Source organism: Arthrobacter echini (assembly GCF_004803505.1).
GTDB lineage: Bacteria > Actinomycetota > Actinomycetes > Actinomycetales > Micrococcaceae > Arthrobacter_D > Arthrobacter_D echini.
In genome coordinates this window covers 23,841-49,412 of sequence record NZ_SSWH01000015.1, presented here as the reverse complement: position 1 = coordinate 49,412, position 25,572 = coordinate 23,841, and the positions used below count along the sequence as shown (strand labels likewise).

The 25,572-nt window shown below is 67.0% G+C and carries 26 protein-coding genes and 2 pseudogenes; 12 read left to right on the top strand and 16 right to left on the bottom strand.

Translation table 11 applies throughout. From position 1 onward, the window contains the following. Window positions 1–109: 109 nt before the first annotated feature. A pseudogene (locus tag E8P82_RS13730) lies at window positions 110–930 on the top strand (ISL3 family transposase); the annotation flags it as partial. 133 nt (window positions 931–1,063) lie between these two features. On the opposite strand, the gene E8P82_RS13725 reads toward E8P82_RS13730, so the two are convergent. Continuing rightward, window positions 1,064–2,734, bottom strand: coding sequence for a helix-turn-helix domain-containing protein (locus E8P82_RS13725; RefSeq protein WP_281275810.1), 1,671 nt, complete (start codon window positions 2,732–2,734; stop codon window positions 1,064–1,066). A 268-nt stretch (window positions 2,735–3,002) separates the two neighbouring features. Between E8P82_RS13725 and E8P82_RS13720 the strand changes: the two genes are divergently transcribed. From E8P82_RS13720 to E8P82_RS13700, 5 genes are all read left to right on the top strand, one after another. Then, the gene (locus E8P82_RS13720) at window positions 3,003–3,818 is read left to right on the top strand and encodes an N-acyl homoserine lactonase family protein (RefSeq protein WP_136455616.1); all 816 of its coding nucleotides are present in this window, start codon (window positions 3,003–3,005) and stop codon (window positions 3,816–3,818) included. Window positions 3,819–3,857: 39 nt separating this feature from the next. Beyond that, the gene (locus tag E8P82_RS13715) at window positions 3,858–4,277 is read left to right on the top strand and encodes an FmdB family zinc ribbon protein (protein WP_136455615.1); all 420 of its coding nucleotides are present in this window, start codon (window positions 3,858–3,860) and stop codon (window positions 4,275–4,277) included. Between the two features lie 54 nt (window positions 4,278–4,331). Continuing rightward, entirely contained in the window at window positions 4,332–5,456 is a 1,125-nt protein-coding gene (locus E8P82_RS13710; RefSeq protein ID WP_136455614.1) for an alcohol dehydrogenase catalytic domain-containing protein, read from the top strand. A gap of 9 nt (window positions 5,457–5,465) precedes the next feature. After that, window positions 5,466–6,254, top strand: a complete 789-nt coding sequence (locus E8P82_RS13705) for a transposase (protein ID WP_136455613.1) — start codon at window positions 5,466–5,468, stop codon at window positions 6,252–6,254. 338 nt (window positions 6,255–6,592) lie between these two features. Then, window positions 6,593–6,973 carry a GNAT family N-acetyltransferase gene (locus E8P82_RS13700; protein ID WP_246021376.1) on the top strand — a complete coding sequence of 127 codons (381 nt, stop codon included), beginning with the start codon at window positions 6,593–6,595 and terminating at the stop codon, window positions 6,971–6,973. A gap of 48 nt (window positions 6,974–7,021) precedes the next feature. Here E8P82_RS13700 and E8P82_RS13695 read toward each other — a convergent pair whose 3' ends face one another. The 5 genes from E8P82_RS13695 to E8P82_RS13675 form a co-directional block, all read right to left on the bottom strand. Beyond that, window positions 7,022–7,969, bottom strand: coding sequence for a GNAT family N-acetyltransferase (locus E8P82_RS13695; protein WP_136455612.1), 948 nt, complete (start codon window positions 7,967–7,969; stop codon window positions 7,022–7,024). A 295-nt stretch (window positions 7,970–8,264) separates the two neighbouring features. After that, window positions 8,265–8,783, bottom strand: coding sequence for a DUF5946 family protein (locus E8P82_RS13690; RefSeq protein ID WP_136455623.1), 519 nt, complete (start codon window positions 8,781–8,783; stop codon window positions 8,265–8,267). A 20-nt stretch (window positions 8,784–8,803) separates the two neighbouring features. Next, complete coding sequence (locus E8P82_RS13685; RefSeq protein WP_136455611.1) at window positions 8,804–9,367, bottom strand: DUF5946 family protein; 564 nt, start codon at window positions 9,365–9,367, stop codon at window positions 8,804–8,806. A 38-nt stretch (window positions 9,368–9,405) separates the two neighbouring features. Continuing rightward, on the bottom strand, window positions 9,406–9,960 hold the full coding sequence (locus E8P82_RS13680; RefSeq protein WP_136455610.1) for a DUF421 domain-containing protein: 555 nt from the start codon (window positions 9,958–9,960) through the stop codon (window positions 9,406–9,408). 178 nt (window positions 9,961–10,138) lie between these two features. After that, window positions 10,139–10,609 (bottom strand): hypothetical protein, encoded by a 471-nt coding sequence (locus E8P82_RS13675; RefSeq protein WP_246021375.1) that lies wholly within the window; start codon window positions 10,607–10,609, stop codon window positions 10,139–10,141. Between the two features lie 51 nt (window positions 10,610–10,660). Between E8P82_RS13675 and E8P82_RS13670 the strand changes: the two genes are divergently transcribed. Continuing rightward, window positions 10,661–11,098 (top strand): group III truncated hemoglobin, encoded by a 438-nt coding sequence (locus E8P82_RS13670; protein WP_136455608.1) that lies wholly within the window; start codon window positions 10,661–10,663, stop codon window positions 11,096–11,098. 71 nt (window positions 11,099–11,169) lie between these two features. Then, window positions 11,170–12,135, top strand: a complete 966-nt coding sequence (locus tag E8P82_RS13665) for a quinone oxidoreductase family protein (RefSeq protein ID WP_136455607.1) — start codon at window positions 11,170–11,172, stop codon at window positions 12,133–12,135. Window positions 12,136–12,185: 50 nt separating this feature from the next. Here the strand turns inward: E8P82_RS13665 and pheT are convergent, their stop codons facing one another. Then, window positions 12,186–14,729: a phenylalanine--tRNA ligase subunit beta gene (pheT, locus tag E8P82_RS13660; RefSeq protein WP_136455606.1), complete on the bottom strand. Its 2,544-nt coding sequence runs from the start codon at window positions 14,727–14,729 to the stop codon at window positions 12,186–12,188. Further along, the gene (gene pheS, locus E8P82_RS13655) at window positions 14,730–15,812 is read right to left on the bottom strand and encodes a phenylalanine--tRNA ligase subunit alpha (RefSeq protein WP_136455605.1); all 1,083 of its coding nucleotides are present in this window, start codon (window positions 15,810–15,812) and stop codon (window positions 14,730–14,732) included. A gap of 219 nt (window positions 15,813–16,031) precedes the next feature. Here pheS and E8P82_RS13650 point away from each other — a divergent pair, with 219 nt between their 5' ends. Continuing rightward, complete coding sequence (locus E8P82_RS13650) at window positions 16,032–16,508, top strand: eCIS core domain-containing protein (protein ID WP_136455604.1); 477 nt, start codon at window positions 16,032–16,034, stop codon at window positions 16,506–16,508. Here E8P82_RS13650 and pcp read toward each other — a convergent pair. Beyond that, window positions 16,486–17,124 (bottom strand): pyroglutamyl-peptidase I, encoded by a 639-nt coding sequence (gene pcp / locus E8P82_RS13645; RefSeq protein ID WP_136455603.1) that lies wholly within the window; start codon window positions 17,122–17,124, stop codon window positions 16,486–16,488. The two genes, E8P82_RS13650 and pcp, sit on opposite strands and share 23 nt — an antisense overlap. Before the next feature lie 65 nt (window positions 17,125–17,189). On the opposite strand from pcp, the gene E8P82_RS13640 reads away from it, so the two are divergent. Then, window positions 17,190–18,266 (top strand): Rv2578c family radical SAM protein, encoded by a 1,077-nt coding sequence (locus tag E8P82_RS13640; RefSeq protein WP_136455602.1) that lies wholly within the window; start codon window positions 17,190–17,192, stop codon window positions 18,264–18,266. Here the strand turns inward: E8P82_RS13640 and E8P82_RS15350 are convergent. After that, window positions 18,248–18,727 (bottom strand): (deoxy)nucleoside triphosphate pyrophosphohydrolase, encoded by a 480-nt coding sequence (locus E8P82_RS15350; protein ID WP_281275809.1) that lies wholly within the window; start codon window positions 18,725–18,727, stop codon window positions 18,248–18,250. The two genes, E8P82_RS13640 and E8P82_RS15350, sit on opposite strands and share 19 nt — an antisense overlap. Window positions 18,728–18,869: 142 nt before the next feature. On the opposite strand from E8P82_RS15350, the pseudogene E8P82_RS15345 reads away from it, so the two are divergent. Next, window positions 18,870–20,194: pseudogene (locus E8P82_RS15345) on the top strand (MFS transporter). Here E8P82_RS15345 and E8P82_RS13625 read toward each other — a convergent pair. The 4 genes from E8P82_RS13625 to infC form a co-directional block, all read right to left on the bottom strand. Continuing rightward, window positions 20,161–21,153, bottom strand: coding sequence for a TrmH family RNA methyltransferase (locus tag E8P82_RS13625; RefSeq protein WP_425456036.1), 993 nt, complete (start codon window positions 21,151–21,153; stop codon window positions 20,161–20,163). The pseudogene E8P82_RS15345 and the gene E8P82_RS13625 sit on opposite strands and share 34 nt — an antisense overlap. Before the next feature lie 77 nt (window positions 21,154–21,230). Continuing rightward, complete coding sequence (gene rplT, locus E8P82_RS13620; protein ID WP_136455600.1) at window positions 21,231–21,620, bottom strand: 50S ribosomal protein L20; 390 nt, start codon at window positions 21,618–21,620, stop codon at window positions 21,231–21,233. Window positions 21,621–21,707: 87 nt separating this feature from the next. Then, window positions 21,708–21,902, bottom strand: coding sequence for a 50S ribosomal protein L35 (rpmI, locus tag E8P82_RS13615; RefSeq protein ID WP_136455599.1), 195 nt, complete (start codon window positions 21,900–21,902; stop codon window positions 21,708–21,710). 89 nt (window positions 21,903–21,991) lie between these two features. Next, window positions 21,992–23,215, bottom strand: a complete 1,224-nt coding sequence (gene infC, locus E8P82_RS15430; RefSeq protein ID WP_136455598.1) for a translation initiation factor IF-3 — start codon at window positions 23,213–23,215, stop codon at window positions 21,992–21,994. Window positions 23,216–23,449: 234 nt separating this feature from the next. On the opposite strand from infC, the gene E8P82_RS13605 reads away from it, so the two are divergent. Next, a complete protein-coding gene (locus tag E8P82_RS13605; RefSeq protein WP_246021374.1) occupies window positions 23,450–23,908 on the top strand; it encodes a DUF1844 domain-containing protein in 459 nt (152 codons plus the stop codon). Window positions 23,909–23,934: 26 nt separating this feature from the next. Here E8P82_RS13605 and E8P82_RS13600 read toward each other — a convergent pair whose 3' ends face one another. Together E8P82_RS13600 and priA are read right to left on the bottom strand one after the other, a co-directional pair. Beyond that, on the bottom strand, window positions 23,935–24,786 hold the full coding sequence (locus E8P82_RS13600) for an SseB family protein (protein WP_136455597.1): 852 nt from the start codon (window positions 24,784–24,786) through the stop codon (window positions 23,935–23,937). Then, window positions 24,783–25,541: a bifunctional 1-(5-phosphoribosyl)-5-((5-phosphoribosylamino)methylideneamino)imidazole-4-carboxamide isomerase/phosphoribosylanthranilate isomerase PriA gene (gene priA / locus E8P82_RS13595; protein WP_136455596.1), complete on the bottom strand. Its 759-nt coding sequence runs from the start codon at window positions 25,539–25,541 to the stop codon at window positions 24,783–24,785. Before priA ends, E8P82_RS13600 begins: the two co-directional genes overlap by 4 nt. Between the last annotated feature and the right edge of the window lie 31 nt (window positions 25,542–25,572).

Genomic DNA, 25,572 nt, shown 5'->3' with positions numbered 1-25,572 from the left:
CCGATCCATGGAGAGCCCGTTGCGGTGAGAATCGCACGGCGGGTTCGGTGGGCGGCTCGGGGAAACGGAGCGGCAGCAATGCCACCGCCGCGCCCCGAGCCGACCCTACTGGCGGCAGACACGCCGGGGAGATAAGTACGTGACCGTGATCATCGACCTGACCCCGATCCGCAACGGGACGGGCCCGTCGCGGTTGCTGGACATGGTCGAGGGACGCTCCAAACAGGTCTTCAAGTCCTGGCTCGCCGACCGGCCCCAGGCCTGGCGGGACGGGATCCAGGTCGTATCCATGGATGGGTTCACCGGGTTCAAGACCGCAGCCGCTGAGGAACTACAGTCAGCGGTCGCAGTCATGGACCCGTTCCTCCCCCGCAAGCGGGGGTACCCCCAGTGATCCGGCTCGCCGGAGACGCCCTCGACGGCTGCCGGCGCCGGTTTCAGCAAGCCACGTGCGGGCACCGGGGCCGTAAAGGCGATCCGCTGTACTCTGCCCGACGGACCCTGCACACCGGGGCGGACCTGCTCACAGAGAAGCAGGAACATCGCCTCACCGACCTCTTCACCACCGACACCCACGTGCAGGTCGAAGCGACCTGGGGCATCTACCAGCGCATGATCAACGCCTACCGGGACGAGGACCGGGCCAAGGGCCGGACGTCCATGGAGAAGCTCATCGAAGCGGTCAGCCACGGTGTCCCGGCCGCGCTCACCGAGCTGCGCACCCTCGGGAGGACCCTGAAGAAGCGAGCCGCGGACATCCTGGCGTACTTCGACCGGCCTGGGACCTCCAACGGACCCACCGAGGCCATGAACGGGCGCCTCGAACACCTCCGCGGCTCAGCCCTGGGCTCCCGCAACCTCGCCAACTACATCGCCCGCTCCCTCCTGGAAACTGGAGGATTCAGACCCCAACTACACCGTCGTTTATGAAGAGCCCGTTTATGAAGAGCCGGTTATCGGCGAGCTGCCTAACCCTAATCACCGCTCATCGGGTTGTCCCGTAGGGACCCAGCGTGGCGCAGGAAAGGAGCCATGGCTTCCCGTGAGCAAGTTCGATTGGTGATCAAACCTTCAACGATTCCGGAGGCGTCATCATCCTCCAGATGCGTAGCGCGACGTGAACGTCGATTAGGTCAGGGGCGCGGCGCCAAGAGCTGCCGAGTAGAGAGTCGATTCTTTCGATTCTCTGACGGACCGTGTTGGGATGAATATTGAGATTCTTGGCGGTGTTGGGTGCGTGTGACCCGTTCTCCAAGTAGGTCCAAGCGGTGTGAGTAAGCGTTGTCTTTCGTGTTTTGTCATACTCAAGAAGGGGCAGCAACTGCTGATCGACGAGATTGCCGATCGACTGCTTGTTGGCGTTTCCCAGCAACAGGCCGATCAGTCCGAGGCCGGTGGAATCCACACATTCACTGTGTCGTCCTAGTGCGTTGAGCGCATCAACGAGGTCCTGAGCGCGTTGATGCGCGGCGCGAAGCTGGGTTGGTCCTTTTTCTGCGATCGAACAGCCCCCGGTAGCTGCTGTACCTTGAGCGATGAGGGTAGTGACGAGTTTTTCACCCCATACCAGCCCGTCGCTGCCGGGCACCATGACGCAGAGATGGCCCTCATGGAGTGCGACCAGGCCTGCTTTTCCGCCGAGTAATTCTCGAGCTAACACCATCGCCTTGTATCGGTCCCGTCGGAGCACATTGATTACGAGCATCGTGCACGGGTCACCTATTTTCAGTTCATAGGCAGCCAGGCGGGAGGCCAGCGTTGTCCGATCCAGTGGCCGTTCAGACAGCAAATCGTCGATCAATGTTGCCTGGGTTCGTTGGTCCGCATCGATAAGCGTGCGTTCAAACAGCATCATCACGCTAATGAACACCGCGGATCGCTCAATGGCCGGTACGAGATTCATGCCCGGACCTCCATGAGCTACCACTGTGCCAAGAACTTCATTACCTGCCACTGCCGCGACGACAGTAAGTGGCGAGGACTCCTGATTGACTGTGACGGCTGCTCCGCTGGCTGCTGAGGTGTTTACCGCTGCATTCAGGTCCGGAAGCAAGATGCCGTCATGGGAGTTACTGACGATTAGCTGCCCGGCAGCGTCAAATACGGAAACGGGCAGACCGATCGCGGTGGACAGCACTGAGACCACTCCCGGAGGCCCGGTTCCCTCTAGGAGGCAACCCGTTAGTTGTCCGTCGAGAGTGACCAGCTTGGACAGGGACTGGAGCTTGGACGCGTGTTCGCTTTCGGTCAGGCCGAAAAGAGCTTCGGCGGAAGTGATCCGTTCGTTCAGGCGTTCCTGCTCCAGGGCGATGGCTGTTTGCGCAGCGAGGGCCTCGAGACAGGTCAGAGCTTCATCGTCATAGATCGTGTTCGAGCGGCTCGCCACAAGCAGCGCTCCCACTACCCGACCGGCTATCCGTATGGGAGCACCCATAATTGCTTTCACTCCTTCACCTTCAACGATTGAATCGATGAAGGACAGGTGATTCATATGCGGGTCGCTCAGGTAGTCGTTGGTTCGAATGGATGTTCCTCCAGCAGCGGCCGCTCCGAGGATCCCTGTTCCCAGGGGCATCCGGATCTGTCGGTAGGCCTCGGTTTCCACTCCGTCAGTGACGTCAATGAAAGTCTCCCCTGCCTTGAGATCATTGCGACTCAGGTAGGCCATGTCAGTTCCGATCAGGGCTCTGGTCCGGCGGACTATCCCCTGCAGGATCAGCCGCCGGTCGCGCATGCTGGCTAGATCAATGTTCGACTCCAGTACTGCTTGCAGGAGGGCCTCTCTACCATCGGAGGTCAGTACGGGGCCTTTCCGAACATGATTCCCGGACCGGGCAGGCAAGACCATGGGAGAAGCATATACGGTGCGGACATGGCGTCGCCTAACATGTTCAGGATGTGCCTATGGCGTCTTGTCATATAGCCAGCGTTTGACAACTGCGGAATTATTGCTGGGAGACGCGGCGCAGTAGGGCGCAGTGCGGCAAGCAAAGGTGGTTGTCATGACGGATGAAATGCGGGTCCATGTACTCCAGACGGGAGTCATGGAGACGGACCTTACGTGGCTTCTCCTGAAAGGTGGCCACACCATTAGGGACCGACATCACAAGAATGATCCTGTTGTCTGGGGAGATTGTCCCACTCACGCAGTACTGATCGAACATCCCGAAGGTCGTATTCTCTGGGACACAGGAGTACCCCGTGATTGGGAGGAACGCTGGGCGCCCACTGGTTTCCAGGACTTCTTCCCCGTTCGCGAGCCCGTGGACGGGCCCGGCTACCTGGACACCTCCCTGGCTGCACTTGAACTGGCACCGGATGACATTGACATTTTGGTGCTCTCCCACCTGCATTTCGACCACGCGGCCAATGCCAAAATGTTCAACAACGGCAAGACACGCATCATCGCGAACAGCGATGAGATCGAGGGTGCCCTTGCCATCGATGGTCCTTTTAAGGGCGCCCACCTGGTGAGTGACTTCCAAGGGCTGAACCTTGAACCGATCAGTGGTGACGTCGAAATCGTGCCAGGTGTCAGTGTAATTGAAACACCCGGCCACACGTGGGGAACCATGTCGCTGCAGCTCGATCTGCCAAAGGAGGGTACGAAGATTTTCACTTCCGACGCTGTGTACCTCGGAGAGAGCTGGGGTCCACCGGCAGTTGGAGCGGCCATTGTGTGGGACAACCTGAAGTGGCTCGAATCCGTGGATAAATTGCGCAGCATCGCGGATCGGACTGGAGCCGAGGTCATCTTCGGCCACGACGCCGGCCAGGCCAAAGAGCTACGGTACGCACCGGACGGTTACTACAGCTGAGCCGGGCGGGCCCATTAGTTTCCGCTACGAAAGGAAGCCATGATCCTGTACGACTTCAACTGCACAGAAGGACACCGGTTCGAGGCCGGCGTGCAATCCATGCTCTCCGAGAACCCCGCGTGCCCCATTTGCGCGGCTCCCACCCGACGCCGGCCCAGTACGGTGAAGATCGGCGGCCGGGCCGATGCAGGGCCCTCTAGGGACCAGATGCCCCGCAGCTGGCAAGGCGTGCGCAACGGAGACCACGAGACCGTAGCTCACTGGCGTGAACTCGCCACGAAACGCGAAAGGCTGGAAGAGAAGTATCCCGAGCTCGCTGGAGACCGCCGTCCGGTCCTGGCTCACGAGGGGATTTTCAGCGCCAAACCCCTACGCGCCGGGGACGACGTCCCCAAAGCGGTGGCAGAAGCCAAAGCCTCAGGGGTTCTCCCCCATGGCCACGGGGCGACGCCGCTGTAAGGGCACACACCCCATACGAAGAAACACTTCACCAACATAAGGGACAACGACGTCATGAAGATCAAGGGAGCAGTCCTCGAGGAGATCGGCCGGAGCCGCCCCTACGCAGATTCAAAACCAATCAGCATCTCCGAGGTGGAACTCGACCCACCAGGACCGGGCGAAATCCTGGTACGGATTGAGGCGGCCGGAGTGTGCCACTCCGACTTGTCTGTGGTGGATGGCAACCGCGTCCGGCCCGTCCCCATGCTCCTCGGCCACGAGGCCGCAGGCAAGGTCGAGGAACTCGGCGAAGGCATCACCGACTTGTCCGTCGGCGATCGCGTGGTCATGGCGTTTCTGCCGCGCTGCGGTCAATGCAAGAACTGCCAGACCGACGGCCGACTCCCTTGCACCGTCGGTTCCGCCGCCAATAACGCAGGCACCCTGCTCAATGACGGCCAACGACTACACCGCGACGGCGAGGACATCAAACATCACCTCGGGGTATCCGGATTCGCCACCCACGCCGTGGTCAACCGGAAGTCCGTCGTAGCCGTAGGCGATGACGTTCCCCCCGAAATCGCTGCCGTCCTCGGATGCGCTGTACTCACCGGCGGCGGCGCCGTCATCAATACAGCAGACCTGCAGGACGGCGACGCCGTCATTATCGTCGGATTGGGCGGTGTCGGTATGGCAGCGCTTATCACCGCGATCTCACTCGGCAAAGGCGACGTGATCGGCGTCGACAGCGTTCCGGAAAAACTGGAATCAGCCAAAAAGCTCGGCGCTACCTCCGCCTACACCCCGCAGGAAGCGATCGAAACAGGACTAAAGGCGGCGGTGGTCATTGAAGCGGCAGGCAACGCTCGCGCATTCGAGACTGCAGTGAACCTCACCGACGTCGGCGGCAAGACCGTTACTGTCGGCCTGCCAGCGCCGGACGCACGTGCCTCCCTTGCCCCACTGGGTATCACTGCCGAGGCACGTACCATCGTGGGTAGCTACCTCGGCTCCGCAGTACCGGAACGTGACATTCCGACCTATGCGCAACTTTGGCGGGAGGGAAGCCTTCCCGTGGAAGCGCTGATCTCCTCTCACATCACCCTCGACCAAATCAACGAAGCTATGGACCAACTGGCGGACGGACACGCCATTCGGCAGGTCATTACATTTGGTAACAAAGGACAAACGTTATGAGCGCGAATAATGAGGAACCAAAACTACGCGGCTCGCTTCCCCGCCAACTCTTCATCGGCGGAAAGTGACACGTCGCCGAGGAAGGCGGCACAAGTCGAATCGGTCCGGTTTCTCACCGTGGCGCGGAACTCCGCGGTGAAAGCCCGCTCCGCTGCACTCGTTGAACTACAGGATGTCCTTGTCACCGCACCGGCTCACGTCCGCGACCAGATCACCGCGAGAGGCGGGCACGCACAGGCCACTCAGTGCGCAAAATTGCGTGCCGATATCATACGACTCGATGATCCGGCCCAAGCAGCGAAGCTGACGCTACGCAGCCTGGCCAAACGTATTCATGGGCTCGACGATGAGATCGCGGCCCTCGATGCACAGCTCCACAAACTCGTCACTCAAACTTTCCCAACCGTCGTCTCCCGACTCGGGATCGGCACTGGACATGGAGCTCAGCTCCTCATCACCGCGGGGCAGAACATCGACCGCCTCGGATCCGAAGCGGCCTTCGCTCGGCTCTGCGGCGTCGCCCCGATTCCTGTCGCTTCCGGTAAAACTCACCGGATGAGACTCCACCGCGGCGGTGACCGGCAAGCCAACCGTGCACTGCACATGATCGCGGTCTGCAGACTCCGCTACGACCCAAGGACCACCGGCTACATGCAACGACGCCTAGCCGAAGGTCTCTCGAAAAAAGACATCCTCCGCTGCCTCAAACGCTTCATCGCCCGCGAGGTCTTCAACGACGTCAAAACCGATTTTGGATTCACCTGGCATCTACGGGATCGTCCCGGTGCAGGCCACTAAAGGGCACTATTCTTATGCCTCGACTGCTCACAACATGGAACCTTGAGTACCGTGGAAGAAACGAGTAGGGAGAACGCGATGCAAAGCGAGCACTCCGCCAAGGTCTTCGGCGACAAAGAAGACCCGCGTAAGCGGCTGGACAGCATGTTCGGTGACGCTGATCCTACGAGGACATCTCTGCGGACCGCCGAGGAGTGGGCGCTCGGGAAGCTCAGCGACCACGCTATCGACCCTGCTCGCCATCCAGTTGCTGCAATCGCGTGCCTGCGTAAAGTAGAACCCCGGCTGACCCTGAGGACCGCCACATTCCTCGTGAACGCTCTCCCTCAAACAGCGCCATGACGAACGGCTACTTCTTCTCCGCAGATGCCGAAAAGCTGGACAGGCCCCGAATCCACCAGTGGTTGAGTGAACAGTCGTACTGGGCAAAGGGACGATCCCGCGAGAAGCAGGATGCAGCAATCGAAGGCTCGCGGAACTACGGGGTCTACGACAGCAGGACCGATCAGCAGGTCGCCTACGCCCGCGTCGTGACTGATGGCGTGACCTTCGCGTGGCTCTGCGATGTTTTCGTCTCGGCCCAGGTGCGCGGTCTGGGCATCGGGAAGATGCTCACCGCCGGCGTCGTCGAGGACCTGGAACCGCTGGAGCTCAAGCGCATCCTGCTCTCCACCGCGACGCGCACGAGCTGTACAGGCAGTACGGGTTCACCCACCTGAGTGAGCCGTCCACGATGATGGACCGCGTCCTCAGCTGAGTGAGAAGGGTCAGGCGGATGGCAGGGGAAGCTGGAACCACCCTCCGACGTCGTGCCGCCCGGCGCGCAACGCCGACTGGATGGCGCCACGGTTGTCGGCATGAATCGTACCGATCAAGACGCGATCGGGCTCAGGGAGTTCGCGGGCGAGGAGGGTTATCAGGTGCTGACCGTAGCCTCGACCGCGGTATCCCGGGGCCAGGATGAGCTCCTGCACCTCGTAGCAGGACAGTCCCAGGGACGAGCTGGTGTCAGTGGTCCCAGCCACCCACCCGGCCCACGCGTCGTCGACGAGAACATCGAACAGCGTGCCTGCATCGATACTCTCCTTCAGGTCATCTTTGTCCTGCAGCGCTGCCTGAGCAGTGTGCTCGGGGTGATCGGCATCGACCGCGGCGTATGCTGCTGCCGCATCATCCCAATGGGTCAGGTCTCTGGTCGGAGCGAGTGACAATTCCGAGGGGACCGACGTCGGACCGGCTTCCCTGAGCTCGCGCAACGGGGCCGCAAGGAAGCGCTTGTCACGGTGAGTGCCCGTGAAGGCGTCTGGTCCTGCAGCGCTCCAGATTCGCAGGTAGCGCGCGCCGAAGGAGCCGAAGGCGTCGACGGCGGCTGCCCGCAGAGCGTCGAGGTCGCTCTCTGCCACAGGACGCGACAGCGCAGAGGCATCCACGAACGGCTTGGTCGCTTCGCCACCCTCGAAGCGGATGCTCAGTAGCGCCGAGAGATCAGGGAGAATGGAGACCCATCTGTTGAGCAACTCGTCGGCGTCGTGGCCGGGCGCCAGGGTTGCGCGTTTGACGGCCAGGTCGAGATCCGTGGCGAGCTGCAGGTCGATCTCGTGGTCCTCTGCGAACCGGGAGAGCCGGTCCTCGTCGTCGGACCATGAACGGGTGGCGGCGTGCTGAGCCGCGAGGCTCCACCGCGCCAGGTCGGTCACGCTCGGAAGGGAAGTCATCACAGTTCACGACAGTAGCTACCGTGGACCTGCTCGGCCCGTAGGTTGAGGACATGAGCGCGTCCACGCCGCTGCATCCACTGCACCTCTGTCCATTGAACGACGCCGATGCGCTTGCGACGGCCGGGTGAGCTGTGGATGGGCTGTTCTGTCAAGGTGGCGGGGTGACGACGCAGAGACGGTCGACGCAGGCAAATACCGAGCGAGGAACCATCAGCGGAGCAGGGCCCTCGGAGGGACACTCGGACGATCCTGACCGCGCTCGCTGCATGAAGGCGGGCCGACGGGGCTCGGATCAGTTTGCCGGGCCCAGCGCATAGGCGTTCCAGGCGCGGATAGTGGCGTGATGCTCTGTCCAGGCCTCCCACACCTGGCGCGCCCACTCGCCGACCAGCCGCTGGTGCTGGGCTGCGTCCTGCGCGGTGAGCACGTCCGCCACGGTCATCAGGTCATGCTGACGCGGGGGCGTCAGCCAGCTCAAGTCGGGCCGACGGTCCATCATCCGCCGGTGCAGGGCCGGGCCCTCGACCGGGTCGACGCCGTCCTCGACGATCAGGCACAGGGTCATCAGGCACAGACCCACCAGTTGCACGGCACGTCGACCGGTAGGCCCGGCGTGCTGGGCCGTATAGGTGTCGACGACGAGCTGGTGCACCCTGCGGTAGTCGGCGTCGGTATAGGACCGCGACAGCAGCTCCCCGTACAGGGACCAGCAGGCGTCGGACGCAGTATGCCGCTCCGGAGCGGGAACCAGCACCTGATTTGTAGGCCGGGAGGCGGTCAGGCCACAGCCCGGACATGTGCTTACGAGCATGCCGTCACCGCCCTGGCCGATCACGAGCGGACCTCCTGCAGGATCGTCGCCCAGGTGCGGACGACCGCGTGGTGCTCGGCCCAGGCGGTCCAGGCCGACTCCAACCAGGCTGCAGCCACTGTGTCCTCCTCCGCCGTCGTCCGTACGCCGTCGAGATCCGCGACGGTCACCGGGCCCTGACGGCTTGGCGGCTCCAGATAGGGCCAGTCGCTCAGACCCACCCGCGGCAGGACGACGTCGCTGGTGCGCCCGCGGCGCGCCGCAGCCACCTCGGGACGCTGCCGCAACTCGAGCAGTGAGCAGAGCGTGATGAGATGGACCGCGACGGACCGGCGTTGGCGCCGGTCGTGTTCGGCGCCGCCGGCGTGCTGGACGGCGTAGGCGTCAACGTGATGCCACCGGGCCGGGCCCGCAAGAGGCTCCGCGTACCAGCGTGCGACGACGTCTCCGTACACCTGCCAGCAGCCGGGCGACGCCCGCATGTAGGGGTGGACGGGCCCGGGCACGTCCGGAACGAGGCCACCGCAGCCGGGGCACGGCAGGACCGGGTCGGTCCGGTTCGACACCGGGCCCTGCTGCTCCATAGCGTCACCGTCCATCTGCATCAACACCGGGCGCCCGCCTAGTCCCGAGGATCGGCGAGAAAGGCCGCGGGAACCAGGTCTGCGCCCACCACATCCTCCAGCATCCCCCGCTCGATGGGCACGCCGCGCCGCATGATGCTGATCTCGCCCGTCGATTCCAGGATCACACAAGCCACTTCCGACCAACTGCGGATGCCAGCCAGCCGCAACCGCGCCGTGATCTCGTGCTCGGCGACATGTGTGCGCCGCAGGTTCGCCATGACTGTTCGTTCTCCAGCCATGAGCACATACGCCCTGTTGCTGACCGCACTCAGTCCCCTCGGGAAGCGGCGCAGCTGTCCGGTGACCGCCTGCAGGACCAGCAGGGTGACCACGCCCAGGGCGCCCGCAACGAACGTAGGGGTGTAGCCGAGGATCGCACGACCGATCACCGCACCCAGAGCCACTGCCGCCGCCAAGTCGAAACTGGACAGGCGTGCCATCGTCCGCTGCCCCATGACCCTGATGAGGGTCAGCATGAGCAGATACAGCCCGACGGTGGAGACCACGACCCGGACGGCATCGGCCCACGTCAGTCCCATCTCATGCCACATGACCGCCCCTTCCTGAGGCGTTTCAGCCTAGTCGACGGGTGCCGGACGGCAGCAGAGGGGCGACGACGCCGCCGCACAGGGGCGTCGTCGTCGACTGTGCCCGATGCCAGCGAGCTTGGCAGCAGGACGGACGACGCAGAGCGGGCGCTGGCCCGCCCGCATCCGGCATGCTGCGGACCTACGGTGCGCGCAGGTGGGCCAGCGTCAGTCCGATGGGAATGCTCGTGAGGATCACGACGAGCAGGATGCGATACATCCACAGCGCCCACGCGGGCCCCTCGCCCTTGCCCCGCACCGTCCGGATCAGCAGCGCGAGGGCGACCACGAGCAACACACCACCGGCGTCGACGATCAGCGGTGCGCCGAGCACCGTGCCGGCGAGCACCGCCACACTGCCCAGATTCCAGGCGACCAGCTCCGTTACGACAGTCGCCCGCGACGGCGGTTGCGGCGCCAGGGCTGACTGCGCAGCACCGAGTGCACTCTGGGCGATGCCGGCCACAAGGACCTGGTAGGCAGCGGCCCATGAACCGTGCTCGAGACGCAGCGGCCCGGTCACCGCTGCGACCAGTCCACCGGAGATGATCCAGGCCGTTCCGATCGCGCGGAACGTGCCCGCGCTGGTCCCTCGCATGCGCTCAGAATTCATGCCGGCCATGCTGCAAATCTACAGCTTTTCTACGGGCCGTAGAATAAGCAGATGGCTACCCTTCGTACCGATCTGCGGGACCGCGACGACGTCGAGGCCCTGCTCACCGTGTTCTACGGCCGGGCCTTCGCCGACGACCTGCTCGGACCGATTTTCATCGACGTTGCCCGGATGGACCTGCAGGCTCACCTGCCGATCATCTGCGACTTCTGGGAGACCGTGCTGTTCAAGGCCGGGCTCTACCGACGCAATGCCCTCGAACCGCACCTGAACCTCCATCGACAGGTCCCGCTGACACAGGCGCACTTCGAGCGCTGGCTCACACTGTGGTCGGCGACGCTCGACGAGCACTACACCGGGCCGAAGGCCGAGCTGGCCAAGGTGCAGGCCTCCCGTATCGCCGAATCCATGCAGCGGCGGTTGCAGGGACGTTCCGGCAGTGCGATGGAGACGATCACTATCGGGGAAACTCCGGCTCCGGAGGGGTGAGCAGGCCCGGGCTGGGGAAGCCTCCGGACCGGCAATAGCATGGAGGGACGCCACGGAAAGGAAAATCCATCATGCCCTCAGCCATCGTCGTCCAGCAGTCCGGCGGACCCGAGGTTCTCACCCTCGACTCCATCGACCGTCCTGAACCCGGTCCCGGCCAGCTCCTCGTGAAGGTCGCCGCCGCAGGAGTCAACTTCATCGAGACCTACCAGCGCAGCGGCGTCTACCCCGTGGAGCACCCCTTCACTCCGGGAGCCGAGGCCGCCGGGACCGTGGAAGCCGTCGGTGAGGACGTCACCGACTTCAGCGCCGGAGACCGCGTGGCCTTCGCCGAGGGCACGGGCACCTACGCCGAGTATGCGCTCGTCGACGCCGACCGCGCCCTGCCCGTGCCCGACGGCGTCGACCTCGAGACCGCTGCGGCACTGCCACTGCAGGGCATGACCGCGCACTACCTCATCAACTCCACCTTCGAGGTGCAGCCGGATCACACGGTGCTCGTCCACGCCGGTGCCGGCGGCGTCGGCCTGCTGCTCATCCAGCTCCTCAAGGCCAAGGGCGCCCGCGTCTTCACCACCGTCTCCACCCAGGAGAAGGAGGTCCTCGCCCGCATCGCCGGCGCCGACGAGGTCCTCGGCTACGAGGGCTTCGCCGACGCCGTGAAGGCGCTGACCGACGGCGTCGGCGTGGACGTCGTGTACGACGGCGTGGGCCAGGCGACGTTCGACGAATCGCTGCAATCGCTGCGGGTCCGCGGCACCATGGTGCTTTTCGGTGGGGCCTCCGGTCCCGTACCACCGGTGGATCCGCAGCGGCTGAACAGCGGTGGTGGGCTCTACCTCACGCGCCCCTCGATCGTGCACTACGTGCGTAGCCCGGAGGAGCGCCGCTGGCGGTCCTCCGAGCTGTTCGACGCCGTCCTGGCCGGGCTGCTGAACGTGCGGATCGGCGCCCGCTACGCGCTCGGCGACGCCGCCCAGGCCCACGAGGATCTTGAAGGCCGGAAGACCACGGGCAAGGTCCTGCTGGTCCCGTAAGAAAGCGCACGCCGCCCGGACCCGGGGACGACCCGGGTCCGGGAGCTGCGTCAGCGCTGCACGGCCCCGAACCGCTCCCCCGCGAGCGCGACCGCGGCATCGCGTGCAGCGCTGGCCTCCTCGGCCGTCAGCGTCCGGTCGGGCGCCCGGAAGCGCAGGGCGAACGCAAGCGACGTGCTGCCGTCCGGAATGCCGGGTCCGGTGTAGACATCGAACAGGCTGACGTCCTCGAGCAGCTCGCCTGCGCCCTCCCGCAGCGTCTCGAGCACGTCCCGGGCGACGACGGCGGAGTCGACCACGAGCGCCACGTCCTGCGTCGCCGTCGGATACGTGGACAGCGAGCGCGCCACGATGATGTCGGCGGCGGCGTCGAACAGGCGGTCGACGTCGATCTCGAATGCCACCGTCCGGGCTGGCAGATCGTGGGCCGCGCTGACCTTCGGATGCAGTTCCCCGGCGTGACCGAGCACCTCTCCGCTGCGCAGCGCGAACTCCGCGGTCCGCCCGGGGTGGAACGCCTGGTGAGCCCCCTGCCGCACCACCACGTCCACGCCGGTCACGCTCCCCATGAGCTGCACCACGTCGACGGCGTCGGCCCAGTCCCACGCCCTCGCCTCCACTCCGGCCGACGGCGGCACCTCGAGACCCGTGAACAGCCCGGCGATGACCTGCGGCTGATGCGGGATCCCCGCGTACAGGGCGTCGAGGACGTCGTCGTCGGGCTTGATGCCCAGCGGCGGGATGGTCTTCGTTCCCATCTGCTCTCCCGGCAGGAAGACGGACCCGGACTCGAACAGGGCCAGATCGCGGAAGCCCCGCGAGTGGTTCCGCTTGGCCGCCTCGATGAGGCCGGGCAGGATGGATCGGCGCAGGAACGCGCGCTCCGCACTGAGCGGATTGGCGAGCCGGACCGCCGGTGCGGCTGCTCCCTCCTCGGACGTGCCGAAAAGTGCATTGGCCTGCTCGCTGACGAACGGGTAGGAGAGCACCTCGGTGAGCCCCGCCGCCGCGAGGGCGTTCAGGAGCCGCCGGCGCTGCTGCTGCACGCGGGTCAGACCGCGCCCGGGAGGCGCCACGGGAAGCGTGGACGGGATGGTGCTGTACCCCACGAGGCGGATGATCTCCTCGGTGAGGTCCTCTCGCGTCTCCAGGTCGGGGCGCCAGCTCGGCGCCGTGACGCGCCAGCCGCCGTCGACCGGCTCCACCACGGCACCGAGATCGGTGAGCGTGCCGGTGATCTGGTCCTCGGTGAACTCGCGGCCGATCAGGCGCGCCGGGAAGTCGGCGGCGAGCTCGATGACGCGCGGTTCGGGTGCCTGCCCGACGTTGGTGACGGCGTCGTCGGCCGTGCCTCCGGCGAGCTCGAGGAGGAGATCGACGGCGCGCTGGGCGGCGACGTCGGCGATCTGCCAGTCGACATTACGCTCGAAGCGCCTCGATGCCTCCGACGGGAGCTTGTGCCGGCGGCGGGAGCGCCCGATGCTCACGGGGTCGAAGTGCGCCGACTCGATGACGATGTCCACGGTGCTGTCCGAGACCTCGGTGGACGCGCCGCCCATGACCCCGGCGATGCCGATGGGCCCGGAGGCATCGGTGATGAGCAGGTCCCCGACGTCGAGCGCACGCTCCCTGTCATCGAGGGTCCGCAGCGTCTCGCCCTCGGCGGCGCGGCGCACCACGATCTCACCGGAGAGCTTGTCGCGGTCGTAGAAGTGCAGGGGCTGCCCGAGCTCGAGCATCACGTAGTTGGAGATGTCCACCACGAGGGAGATGGAGCGGATGCCGGCCAGGCGCAGGCGCGCGGACAGCCACGGCGGGGTGGGACGGGTGGGGTCGACGCCGCGCACGGTGCGGGCCACGAACCGGTCGCAGCCGGCCTCGCCGTAGATCGGCGCCTCGTCGGCCAGACGCACCGGGTACCCCTCGCCCGCAGCGGTGGGCACGACGACGGCGTCGGCCGGGTCGGTGAAGGCCGTCCCCGTGGCGTGGGCGTACTCGCGCGCCACCCCGCGGATGGAGAAGCAGTAGCCGCGATCCGGCGTCACGTTGATCTCGGCCGCCTCGTCGTACAGGCCGAGGAGGTCCATGGCGTCGGCACCCACCTCGGGGTCCAGGCCCAGGGTGGAGAGCACGAGGATGCCGTCGTGGTCCTCCCCGATCCCGAGCTCCTTCACCGATGCGATCATGCCGGCCGAGACGTGGCCGTAGGTCTTGCGGGGGCTGATGCGGAAGTCACCGGGCAAGACGGCGCCGGGCAGCGTCACCACCACCTTGTCGCCCTCCTCGAAGTTGTGCGCGCCGCAGACGATGCCCTGCACGCCCGAGGGGTCGATGCCCTCGCCGGTGAGGGTCTGCTTAGCACCCTCAGGGACCACGCGGACCTGGCACCAGTTGATGGTCTTGCCGTTGGTCTGCGGCTCCGCGATCTTGCTGAGCACCTGGCCGACGACGATGGGTCCGCTCAGCTCGTCGGTGGGACGGTGGACGGCCTCCTCCTCGAGGCCCACCTTCACGAGCTCGGCCATCACGTCTTCCGCGGTTGCGTCCGCGGGCACGGCTGCGTACTCGCGCAGCCAGGACAGTGGGATTCTCATCTAGATCTCCATCCCGAAGTGGTCGCTGAAACGGACGTCGCCCTCGATCATGTCGTGCATGTCCACGACGTCGTTGCGGAACATGAGGGCCCGCTCGATCCCCATGCCGAAGGCGAAGCCGGAGTAGACCTCCGGGTCGATGCCGGTGGCCCGCAGCACATTGGGATTGACCATGCCGCAGCCGCCCCACTCGATCCAGCGGGCGCCGCCCTTGGCGCCCGGGTGCCAGATATCGAGTTCGGCGCTCGGCTCGGTGAAGGGGAAGAAGTTGGGGCGCAGGCGCACCTTGGCCTCGTCGCCGAAGAGCTGCTGCGCGAAGTACTCGAGCGTGCCCACCAAATCGGCCATAGTGAGGCCCTTGTCGATCGCGAGGCCCTCGAACTGGTGGAACACCGGGGTGTGCGTGGCGTCCAGCTCGTCGGTGCGGAACACCTTGCCCGGGCACAGCACGTAGATGGGCAGCTCGCGCTCGAGCATCGACCGGATCTGCACCGGCGAGGTGTGCGTGCGCAGCACGAGATGCGCGTCGAGTGGCTCCACGAAGAAGGTGTCCTGCATCTCGCGCGCCGGGTGGTCCGGCTTGAAGTTCAGGGCGTCGAAGTTCAGCCACTCCGATTCGAGCTCGGGCCCCTCGGCGATCTCCCAGCCCATGCTGACGAAGACGTCGCTGACCCGCTCCTGCAGCGTGGACAGCGGATGGCGCGCGCCGTGCCGCCGACGACGGGGAGCGGCCGTGACGTCGACGGCCTCCTCGACGAGGATCCGCGCATCGCGCTCGGCCTCGAGCTCGGCGGTCCGTGCGGTGAGCGCCTGGTTGATGCGGCCGCGCGCGGGGCCGATGTTCTTGCCCGCCGCCGACTTCTGCTCCTTCGGCAGTGCCCCGATCCCCCGGTTCGCCAGACTCAGGGGTGACTTCTCGCCCGTGTGCGCGATCCGGACCGCCTTGAGCCCGTCCAGGTCTGCCGCGGCGGCGATGGCGGCCAGCGCGGCGTCGACGGCGGCGGCGACGGAACCCGGGTCCAGCGGATCGGGAACCGTCGCCTCGGGGACGGTGTGCCCGGGGTTCTCTGGGGTTTCGGTCATGGAGGTGGGATACCTTGCACTCTCGGACAGGCCGCGATGGCTCCACTGCAGGGAGCCACTGCCGACGGGAACAGGAAAACTTTGGGAACCGGTCCACGGCGGGGCCGCTCCGGCGTGTCAAGTCTAGGCGACCGGGTCGACGGCGCCGCAACCGTGAGCCGGGATCGCCCTTGGTATGGCGACGCCTTGGCGTGCCCGGCGCGTCAGTAGGATGAGCGCATGCGTCGACGGCTCGTTCCCTTCCTCAACTGGGTCAATCTGTCCACACCCGTCGGTCTGGTGGTGGCCAGGCTGTCCGGCTGCCGGGTCTCTGCAGGCCCGCACGGTCTGCTGTTGGCCGAGGGCTACCGCCGGAAGTTGCCGAAAGCCCGGGCCTTCACGCTCGGCAGTGTGGTGCTGCTGCGCGGCAGCGTCCCGCACCAGGCGTCCGCCGGATTCGCCCGCATGCTCGAGCACGAGGCCCGTCACACGCACCAGTACGCCGCCTGCCTGGGTCTGCCGTTTCTCCCGGCATACGCGCTCGCGGCCGGCTACTCGCTGGCACGGACGGGTGACCCGGCGTCGCGCAATGCGTTCGAGCGCGGGGCGGGACTGGCCGACGGCGGCTACACCGAACGTCCGCTTCGCCCCCTCAGCGCGGCTCTACCTGTCCTGCGTGGACGGAAAACCACCGTCAGTGCTCGGCGCCGGCGGTGACGCGAACGTCACGCACCGTGCTCGCCGTCGTCGTCGCAATGGCCACGAGACCGGCCGCCATGGCCTCGATGGAGAGCCCCGGCTGACCGTTCGCCTCACCCTGCTCCAGGGAGTACGGCACGTGGATGAACCCGCCCCTCACCTCGGGGCGATCCGCGAGGCGGTGCATGAGCCCGTAGAAGAGATGGTTGCAGACGTAGGTTCCTGCTGTCTGGGACACCTCGGCCGGGATGTCGAGGGCGTGCAGCGCCTGCGCACAGGCCTTGATGGGCAGCGTGGAGAAGTACGCGGCCGGCCCGCCGTCCACCACGGGAGCGTCGATCGGCCGGTTACCCGCGTTGTCCGGTATGCGTGCGTCGTCGACGTTGATCGCCACGCGCTCCAGCGAGATGCGTTCACGGCCTCCCGCCTGCCCCACACAGAGCACGATGTCCGGGTGATGGTCCTCGAGGGCGACGTCGAGGACAGCGCGGCTCTCTCCGAACACGCACGGGATCTCGACGGCCACGGCATCCCGCCCCAGCTCGCGGAGGCGTTCAACAGCCTGCTGTACCGCGAGCCAGGACGGATTGGTGGCCTCTCCCCCGAAGGGTTCGAAGCCGGTCAGCAGGATCATCCGCCCAGCTTAGGACGAGTGAACAGATCCTGACAGCACACTAGAACACGTGTTCTAATAGGTTCATGCGGTGGCAGGAGCAGCGAATCACGGACGACGGCGACGCAGCCGCCTCGGCCGCCCTGCTGCCCCTTGCCGGTCTCGTCCGTTCCGTCAGCACCCCGGACTTCGCCGGTATCACCTTCCACGAGGTGGCCGCGAAATCGGTCCTGAACCGGGTGCCGCCGACGTCGTCCCTGCCCTTCTCCTGGACCATCAATCCGTTCCGCGGGTGCTCCCATGCCTGCGTGTACTGCTTCGCCCGCAAGACGCACAGCTATCTCGATCTCGACACCGGGCTCGACTTCGATGCCCAGCTCGTGGTCAAGATCAATGCCGCCGAAATGCTCAGGCGTGAGCTGGCCCGGCCGTCCTGGAAGCACGAGCACGTGGCGCTCGGTACGAACACCGACCCCTACCAGCGTGCCGAGGGCCGGTACGGGCTCATGCCGGGCATCATCATGGCGCTCGCCGAGTCGGGCACGCCGTTCTCCATCCTCACGAAGGGAACGCTGCTGGCGCGCGACATCCCCCTGCTCAGGGAGGCGTCCACATCGGTCCCGATCGGCATGGGCATTTCCCTCGCCCTCGTGGATCCGGTCCTGGCCGGGGCGATCGAGCCCGGGACGCCCTCCCCGAAGGCGCGCCTCGCCCTGATCTCCCGGCTGCGCGAGGCAGGTCTGCCCTGCAATGTCATGGCCATGCCGATCCTGCCCTGGCTCACCGACGGCGACGAATCCCTCGACCGGCTGTTCGGCGCCCTCGTCGCGGCCGGCGCCACCGGCGTGAGCGCGGGCCCCCTCCATCTGCGCCCCGGGTCCCGGGAGTGGTTCATGCAGTGGCTCGCGCGCCACTATCCGCTCCTCGTGCCGAAGTACGAGGAGCTCTACCGCGGGGGCAGCTACGCGTCGAAGGAGTACCGGGACTGGCTCACGGGCAGGATCCGGATCTTCCGGACGAAGCACGGGCTCTCCGCCGGGGCGGGCTTCTTCCGAAATCTCTCACCCACACCGGGCGGAGCACCGGTACCGGCCCCGGCTGGAACGCCGGCCGCGGTGCCGGTCGGGGCAGCAACCGAGTCCGCTCAGGCGTCCCTCTTCTGACCGGGTTGTCCTGTGTCCCGAGCAGACACCGCCGCCCTGAGCGCACTGAGGATGGGCCTGTCGGCGGGGATCCAGAGGAGGTCCTCCAGCTCGGTACCCGCAGCCAGGTCCACCCACCGCAGCTCGTCGTGGTCCTGCAGCGCCGTAGGCCGGCCGTCGGTCACCTCGGCGAACCACACGCGCATCGCTGCCCTCTCGTTCAGTGGCCAGCCCTGCTTCCCGGGTCCGTCCAGCTCCCTGCCGAGCCGCACGGTGATGCCCAGTTCCTCGTCGAGTTCGCGGTGCAGGGCCGGCTCGCAGCTCTCCCCCGCCTCGACCTTCCCGCCCGGGAACTCCCAGAGCCCAGCGAGCTCGGGCGGTGAGGTGCGCCGTGCCACGAGGAGGCGCGAGGGCAGCTCGAGGGAGTCGACGACGGCCGCTCCGACGATCTGGAGGAGCAGGCCGGAGGCTGGTGTGGTCACCAGGTGAGTGTAGCGAGGGCTGTGCGCACCCTCGAGATCGCACGCCCGGCGTCGGAAGCCCAGGCTCCCCGGTGCCGCGCCCTCGCTGCCCGCAGCCCCCGAGTCGAGCGCCTGGTCCTGAGCCGATCGCCTAGTGTTGCTGATGACGACGTCGTCCGCGTCGCCGGCCCTGCAACCGCCACCCCGGGTATGCGGCGGACGCCTGACCCCCTCGACGATTGCTGCCGCTAGGACACCCGTGACCACTTCTGCTCCGCCGCTGCCCACCCAGAGACTGCACGGTCGCCGCCTCACGCTCGCGATCGCGGCGCTGGCTGCGGGCGGTTTCGCGATCGGGACCACCGAGTTCACCATCATGGGTCTGCTCGAGGAGATGCGCGCGGATCTCGGCATCGACTATGCCCAGGGCGGGCACGTCATCTCCGCCTACGCACTCGGCGTGGTCATCGGCGCTCCCGTCCTGGCGACCATCGGGGCGAAGAAACCCCAGCGGGCCGTAGCGATCGCCCTGATGCTGGTCATCGCGCTGGCCAACCTGTCGTCCTTCTTCGCCGCCGGGTTCGGCTGGATGCTCGCCTCGCGCTTCCTGTCAGGGCTCCCCCACGGCGCGTACTTCGGCGTCGCGGCCGTCATCGCCGCGACCCTGGCCGACCCGGCCCGGCGCGGACGCGCCATCGCCGAGGTGATGCTCGGCCTGAGCATCGCGAACGTGGTGGGCGTGCCCTTCGCCACGTGGCTGGGCCAGCAGTTCGGCTGGCGTTCCATGTTCCTGCTGGTGGGCCTGATCGGTGGTGTGACCGTGGTGCTCATCCGAGCGTTCGTGCCGGACGTCCCTGTGCGGCCCGGCGCGAGTATTCGTGCGGAACTGAGCGTGCTCCGGAGGCCGCAGCTCTGGCTGACGCTGCTCATCGGCATCGTGGGTTTCGGTGGCTTCTTCGCCGTCTACTGTTCATCTCCCCGATCATGACGGAGGTGGCCGGTCTCGACGTGTCCCTGCTGCCGCTCGTCGTCGCCCTGTACGGCGTGGGGATGGTGGTGGGGAACATCCTCGGCGGCCGGCTCGCCGACCGCTCGGTGATGGGGAGCATCTACGGGGTCATGACGACCATCACCGTGGTACTCCTGGTGTTCACGCTCGCTGCGACCACCCCGTGGTCGGCGTGCCTCTTCGTCTTCTTCGTGGGAGCAAGCGGATCCACGCTCATCCCGCCGCTGCAGGCCCGACTGCTCGACGTCTCCCCCGGCGCGCCATCCCTGGCCTCATCGATGAACCACTCGGCGCTCAATGTCGCGAACGCCCTCGGCGCGGCGCTGGGCGGAGCGGTGATCACCGCCGGATGGGGGTTCACCTCACCGGCCCTCGTCGGAGCCGGACTTGCCGTCCTCGGGCTCGGCGTCGCCCTCGTCAGTGGGCGGCTGGACAGTGTGACGACTCAGCGCGCGCGCTGGGCACGCGCGGAGGCGTAGAGGCAGACCGTCGCGGCCGTGCCCACGTTGAGGGATTCCGCGCTGCCGTAGATCGGCACGGCCACGCGAGCGTCGGCGGCAGCTGTGACAGTGTCGGCGAGCCCCTGCGCCTCGTTGCCGAACAGCCACGCGGCAGGATCCTCCAGTCGCACATCATCCGCTGCAGACGACGCAGCAGCCACGCTCCTGCTCGGCTCGCCGGTCGGCCATGGTGTCGTCGGCTGGGGCGTGGGCGGCTGCGGATCATCGCCGCCCGACGACGGCGGCCTGCTGTCGCCGTCCCCCTGCGAGCCCGCGAAGCGCCGGGACTCACTGGCCTCCTGCAGATCATCGAGGCTGGATGAGCCGTGACCGTCGGCGGCGAGGATGGTGAGTCCGGCAGCGCGAAGCCGGGCCGGAAGGTCCTGGACATCGGCGCCGGTCACGACACCCAGGTGGAACACGGACCCCACAGTGGACCGGACGGTCTTGGGGTTGTAGAGATCCACGCTCCCACCGGTCAGGATCACCGCGTCCGCTCCTGCTGCGTCGGCAGCACGGATGATGGTGCCCGCGTTCCCCGGATCCCGGACCTCGACCAGCACGGCGACGAGGCGTGGCCCGGAGGCGAGAATCTCGTCGAGCGGGGTGTCGACGAAGCGGCAGACCGCGATGAATCCCTGCGGCGTGACGGTGGAGGACATGGCCGCCAGGACCTCCGGCGTGACCATCCGGAGGCGCGGAGCAGTGGGGTGGACAAGGAGCTCCGCGATGTCGTCATGGCGTGCCAGAGCCTCGTCGGTGGCAAAGAAATCCACGACGACGCCGCCGGCTCCGGCGTCGACCCTCGTCAGATGCAGCCGCAGGGCCTCGCGCACGGCCTGCGGACCCTCTGCCAGGAACTCACGACGCCTCAGACGCGAAGGACGCCCGGCCAGGCGAGCCACCTCCTTCACCCGGTCAGCCTGGGTGTTGGTCATCAGTGGCGCCCGGGGGCGTCCGTTCGCGGTCATCGTGTCCAGCGGGCGGACCGAACGGCCTGCCGCGGCTGTTGCGCCTAGGCCGAGGCCTTGACGGGAGCCGATGTGTCGGCCGGCAGGGCGTTCCGGGCGATCTCCACCAGGGCTGCGAAGGCAGCACCGTCGGTGACGGCGAGATCGGCGAGCATGCGACGGTCCACCTGGATCTCGGCGGCCTTCAGCCCCTGGATGAGCCGGTTGTACGTGAGACCGTTCGCGCGGGAGGCGGCGTTGATGCGCTGGATCCACAGGCGACGGAAGTCACCCTTGCGCTTGCGACGATCGCCGTAGCTGTAGACGAACGAGTGGAGCAGCTGCTCCTTGGCCTTGCGGTACAGGCGCGACCGCTGCCCGCGGTATCCCTTGGCGCGCTCGAGGACGACCCGACGCTTCTTGTGGGCATTGACTGCCCGCTTCACACGTGCCACGTGCGTTCTCCTTCAGTTCTTTCGGTGACGGCGTGAGCCGCAGCGCTGCACCTGAGGTGCGCGCTTTCCCGAGGGGTGGATTGGTGGTCAGACGCCCAGCATCTTCTTGATGGCCTTGGTGTCCGCCTTCGCCACGATCTGGTCGCTCGCGAGCCGGCGCGTCACCCTCGAGGACTTGTGCTCGAGGTAGTGGCGACGGTTGGCCTGCTGGCGCTTGAGCTTGCCGCTGCCGGTGAGCTTGAAGCGCTTCTTGGCGCCGCTGTGGGTCTTCATCTTCGGCATGGGAACCGATCTCCTTCTGCTAGCCGGGGCGTGTGCTCCCGGAACGCGGCACCCTCAGGGCGCCTGGTTGGTGTGGTGGAATCTTCGGGCTACGAGCCCTGGTCCGTGCTGTCCGGCTTCGGACGGCTCGCCGTACTCCGGGGAGCCGGTGTCCGCGCGCCGGGCTTCGGCATGGCCGAGGGCTTGGGCGCACCCGGCTTCGGCGCCGGCGTGGGCTTCGCAGCCGCTGCAGGCTTGGGAGCAGCACCGTCCGACGACGGCGCCGCAGCGGTGGTCCGTGGTGCAGGTGCAGCAGGACGGCTCGCGGCCGGTCGTTCCGTAGCCGATCGCGGTGCTGTGGAACGGGGCTCCGAGGAGCGCGGTGCGGAGGAGCGAGGCGCGGAGGACCGGGGCGCTGCAGAGCGCGGTACCGCCGGCCGTGACGATGCGGCTGCCGGTGCCGTGTCGCCGGCGGTGGCCTGCTGGGCCGGTGCTTCGGAGCCTGCGGTCGTGGCCTGCGTGGTCTCCTCGGCCGGAGTCGCACTCGAGGATTCCTCGCTCTGCGCATTCTCGGCCGGGGCATCGGGCTCACTCCGGATGGAGTAGCCCTCGGGCAGCAGATCTGCCAGGGACTGCGTCATCGGGGCGTTGCCCGAGGCGGAGGTCTGTACCCGAGCCGGTTCATCGCCGGACCTGGCCGCCTCGTTCGCGGCCTTGGCGTCGGCGCGCTGCGTCGCACGGCGGGCTTCTGCCTTTGCCTCGGCCTTGTTCTTCGTGGGACCGATGACCATGACCATGTTGCGTCCGTCGATGCGCGGCGTCGACTCGACGACGCCGACCTCGGAGACGTCCTCGGCGAACTTCTGCAGCAGCCGGATCCCCATCTCCGGTCGCTGCTGCTCACGTCCACGGAACTGGATCATGGCCTTGACCTTGTCACCCGCGCCGAGGAACCGCAGTGCGTGCCCGCGCTTGGTCTCGTAGTCGTGCGTGTCGATCTTGAGCCGGAAGCGGATCTCCTTCAGCACCGTGTTGGTCTGGTTCTTCCGGGCCTCGCGTGCCTTGACGGCCGCTTCGTACTTGTACTTACCAAAATCCATGAGCTTCGCCACCGGAGGCTTCGCCTGCGGTGCTACCTCGACCAGATCCAGATCGGATTCGGCGGCGAGTCGGAGTGCATCCTCGATTCGGACGATACCCACCTGTTCGCCGGCAGGTCCGACCAGCCGCACCTCGGGGACGCGGATACGATCGTTGATTCTTGGTTCGCTAATGTGTGACTCCTGGGAATGTTTCGAGCTGGAACCGCCTGCAGACGAAAGAAGGCCTCCCATTGCATGCGCAATCGGAGGCCTCGGGAACCGGTCCTGGGTAACCGGCGGGAGCTCTGACCCCCCGCCCGATCAACAGGTCCGACCAGGTGACCCGGCTACCTGTAATGCGGCTCGGGGCTGCACCAGGCAAACGCGGGTGGGAGAGGACTCCGCTTGCAGACCGGCACATCACCTTCTCCACGAAGGAGCATGGCACGTAATCGTGACCGGTTGGTCTATGCCAAGCTTACCAGTATGAACACGCCACGCGATAATCCACAGACCCCTGACGGCGGGCCGGAAAGCACCACACGCCGCAGCTTCAGCGAGGAACAGGGGCGTGCATCCGACCAGCCGGGAACCGCGGACGAGGTGGAGGAGGACGTCCGCCGGCAGATGAGGGACATCTCCGAGGTCGCCGCCGTGGAGGTCATCGTCACCTCCGCCGTTCACCTGATGAGCGCAGCAGCGGTCAAGTGCGGCCTGGCGCAGGAGGACAACGCGGAGGAGCTCAAGGACCTGGACGAGGCGCGGAAGCTGATCACGGCGCTGGCCGGATTCGTGACGGCGGCGGCCCCGGAGATCGGATCCCAGCACGCCGGTCCGCTGCGTGACGGACTGCGATCGCTGCAGCTCGCCTTCCGCGAGGCGTCGATCATTCCCGATCCCCCGGGCAAGGGTCCCGGCGAGAAGTACACGGGTCCGGTCAACTGATCTCCCGGACCCCGCCGACAGCCGGGTCAGCCCAGGAGTCTGAGATCGAGGGAGTCGACGCGCTCCACGAACTCCGGGAGCGCCAGGAGCTGTGAGCGCAGCGACGCGACGGTGTCGCGGACCTGGTGGGAGGTCAGTCCGGCCCTGAGCTGCAGGTCCAGGCGAAGCTCGGGACCCGGCCCGCCACCGGCGGCGAGAGTGCCGTCGGACCCGCGCGTCGTGACTCCCGCTGCCGGACGCAGGTGCACCGAGAGCACTGCGGGATGTGCGCGCGTCAGGTCCTCCACGAGCGTCGCCAGCGCGGTGTCCTCGTACGACGGCGTCCACTCGAGTTGTTGCGCCAGGGCCCATACGCCCGGGCGCCGCAGTACGAACGTCACGGGCGCGCCCGGGTCGAGCACCATGAGTTCGGCGCTCTCGGACGCAGCGGCAAGGGCAGCCCGTGTGGCATACGCCGCGACGGGCCTGGCGCCCGGATGCCAGCGCTGCAGTGCGGCGGTCGACGAGAAGACCGGAAGTGCCTTCCGCCCGTCGGGTGCGGACAGCGTGACCAGGGACATGTCCGCTTCCTTGTCGGCCCGCAGTCCGGCCTCACCGGCAGCGTGCTGGCTCACCTCGGCCACGATCGGGATGAAGACCCGGGCGGTGGTGAGCGCACCGAAGACCGCGCGCTCACATGGTCCGGGGCGGTCCGTCGGCTCGCGGAGCTGCGCGACGGCGGCGGCGAGCCGTGGGTCGGCGGCGCCGTCGTCGTCGTCGAACGCGTGCAGCGGATTACGCGGGCCCGACAGGTCCCGGCCGGCCCAGGCCTGCCCGGCGGAGTCCGCCGTGTTGCCCAGCAGGGCGGCGGCGATATGGGCCGGCAGTTCCCGCCTCATGCGTCGGCGCCGGGGAGCCCTGCCACGTCCAGCGCCTGGGGAAGGGTGAAGGCTCCGGCGTAGAGTGCCTTGCCGACGATGGCGCCCTCGAGTCCCTGGGGGACGAGATCACGCAGTGCTGCGATGTCGTCCAGGCTCGAGATGCCACCCGAGGCGACGACGGGGCGGGCCGTCCTCGCGAGGACCTCCTGCAGGAGCTCGAGGTTCGGTCCCCTGAGGGTGCCGTCCTTGGTGACGTCCGTGACCACGTAGCGCGCACAGCCGGCGTCCTCGAGCCGCGCCAGCACCTCCCACAGGTCACCGCCCTCCTCGGTCCACCCGCGCGCCGCGAGCGTGGTCCCGCGCACGTCGAGCCCGACGGCGATCGCCTCGCCGTAGCGGGCGATGGCACGCTCGGTCCACTCGGGATTCTCCAGTGCGGCCGTCCCGAGATTCACGCGGGTGGCGCCGAGTTCCAGTGCAGCCTCGAGCGACGCGTCGTCGCGGATGCCCCCCGAGAGTTCCACCCTGATGTCCAGATGATGGACCACGCGTTCGAGAAGTCTCCGGTTGGACCCGCGCCCGAAGGCGGCGTCGAGATCGACCAGGTGCACCCACTGCGCCCCGTCCTGCTGCCAGGCCTTCGCGGCGTCGAGCGGATCTCCGTAGCTGGTCTCGCTGCCGGCCTCGCCCTGCACGAGGCGCACGGCCTTGCCGTCGGCGACGTCGACGGCGGGGAGGAGTTCGAGGACGGGGGAATCGGTGAGGGGAGTCATGGTCTGCTTTCGTACAGGTCGGGTCGGATCA

Coding starts and splice junctions, on each gene's coding strand:
- E8P82_RS13725 (WP_281275810.1), bottom strand. CDS start 2,734: ATGCGCGACCGGCGGCTGATCCTGCAGGGGATAGTCCGCCGGACCAGA.
- E8P82_RS13720 (WP_136455616.1), top strand. CDS start 3,003: ATGACGGATGAAATGCGGGTCCATGTACTCCAGACGGGAGTCATGGAG.
- E8P82_RS13715 (WP_136455615.1), top strand. CDS start 3,858: ATGATCCTGTACGACTTCAACTGCACAGAAGGACACCGGTTCGAGGCC.
- E8P82_RS13710 (WP_136455614.1), top strand. CDS start 4,332: ATGAAGATCAAGGGAGCAGTCCTCGAGGAGATCGGCCGGAGCCGCCCC.
- E8P82_RS13705 (WP_136455613.1), top strand. CDS start 5,466: ATGAGGAACCAAAACTACGCGGCTCGCTTCCCCGCCAACTCTTCATCG.
- E8P82_RS13700 (WP_246021376.1), top strand. CDS start 6,593: ATGACGAACGGCTACTTCTTCTCCGCAGATGCCGAAAAGCTGGACAGG.
- E8P82_RS13695 (WP_136455612.1), bottom strand. CDS start 7,969: ATGACTTCCCTTCCGAGCGTGACCGACCTGGCGCGGTGGAGCCTCGCG.
- E8P82_RS13690 (WP_136455623.1), bottom strand. CDS start 8,783: ATGCTCGTAAGCACATGTCCGGGCTGTGGCCTGACCGCCTCCCGGCCT.
- E8P82_RS13685 (WP_136455611.1), bottom strand. CDS start 9,367: ATGGAGCAGCAGGGCCCGGTGTCGAACCGGACCGACCCGGTCCTGCCG.
- E8P82_RS13680 (WP_136455610.1), bottom strand. CDS start 9,960: ATGTGGCATGAGATGGGACTGACGTGGGCCGATGCCGTCCGGGTCGTG.
- E8P82_RS13675 (WP_246021375.1), bottom strand. CDS start 10,609: ATGAATTCTGAGCGCATGCGAGGGACCAGCGCGGGCACGTTCCGCGCG.
- E8P82_RS13670 (WP_136455608.1), top strand. CDS start 10,661: ATGGCTACCCTTCGTACCGATCTGCGGGACCGCGACGACGTCGAGGCC.
- E8P82_RS13665 (WP_136455607.1), top strand. CDS start 11,170: ATGCCCTCAGCCATCGTCGTCCAGCAGTCCGGCGGACCCGAGGTTCTC.
- pheT (WP_136455606.1), bottom strand. CDS start 14,729: ATGAGAATCCCACTGTCCTGGCTGCGCGAGTACGCAGCCGTGCCCGCG.
- pheS (WP_136455605.1), bottom strand. CDS start 15,812: ATGACCGAAACCCCAGAGAACCCCGGGCACACCGTCCCCGAGGCGACG.
- E8P82_RS13650 (WP_136455604.1), top strand. CDS start 16,032: ATGCGTCGACGGCTCGTTCCCTTCCTCAACTGGGTCAATCTGTCCACA.
- pcp (WP_136455603.1), bottom strand. CDS start 17,124: ATGATCCTGCTGACCGGCTTCGAACCCTTCGGGGGAGAGGCCACCAAT.
- E8P82_RS13640 (WP_136455602.1), top strand. CDS start 17,190: ATGCGGTGGCAGGAGCAGCGAATCACGGACGACGGCGACGCAGCCGCC.
- E8P82_RS13625 (WP_425456036.1), bottom strand. CDS start 21,153: ATGACCAACACCCAGGCTGACCGGGTGAAGGAGGTGGCTCGCCTGGCC.
- rpmI (WP_136455599.1), bottom strand. CDS start 21,902: ATGCCGAAGATGAAGACCCACAGCGGCGCCAAGAAGCGCTTCAAGCTC.
- infC (WP_136455598.1), bottom strand. CDS start 23,215: ATGGGAGGCCTTCTTTCGTCTGCAGGCGGTTCCAGCTCGAAACATTCC.
- E8P82_RS13605 (WP_246021374.1), top strand. CDS start 23,450: ATGAACACGCCACGCGATAATCCACAGACCCCTGACGGCGGGCCGGAA.
- E8P82_RS13600 (WP_136455597.1), bottom strand. CDS start 24,786: ATGAGGCGGGAACTGCCGGCCCATATCGCCGCCGCCCTGCTGGGCAAC.
- priA (WP_136455596.1), bottom strand. CDS start 25,541: ATGACTCCCCTCACCGATTCCCCCGTCCTCGAACTCCTCCCCGCCGTC.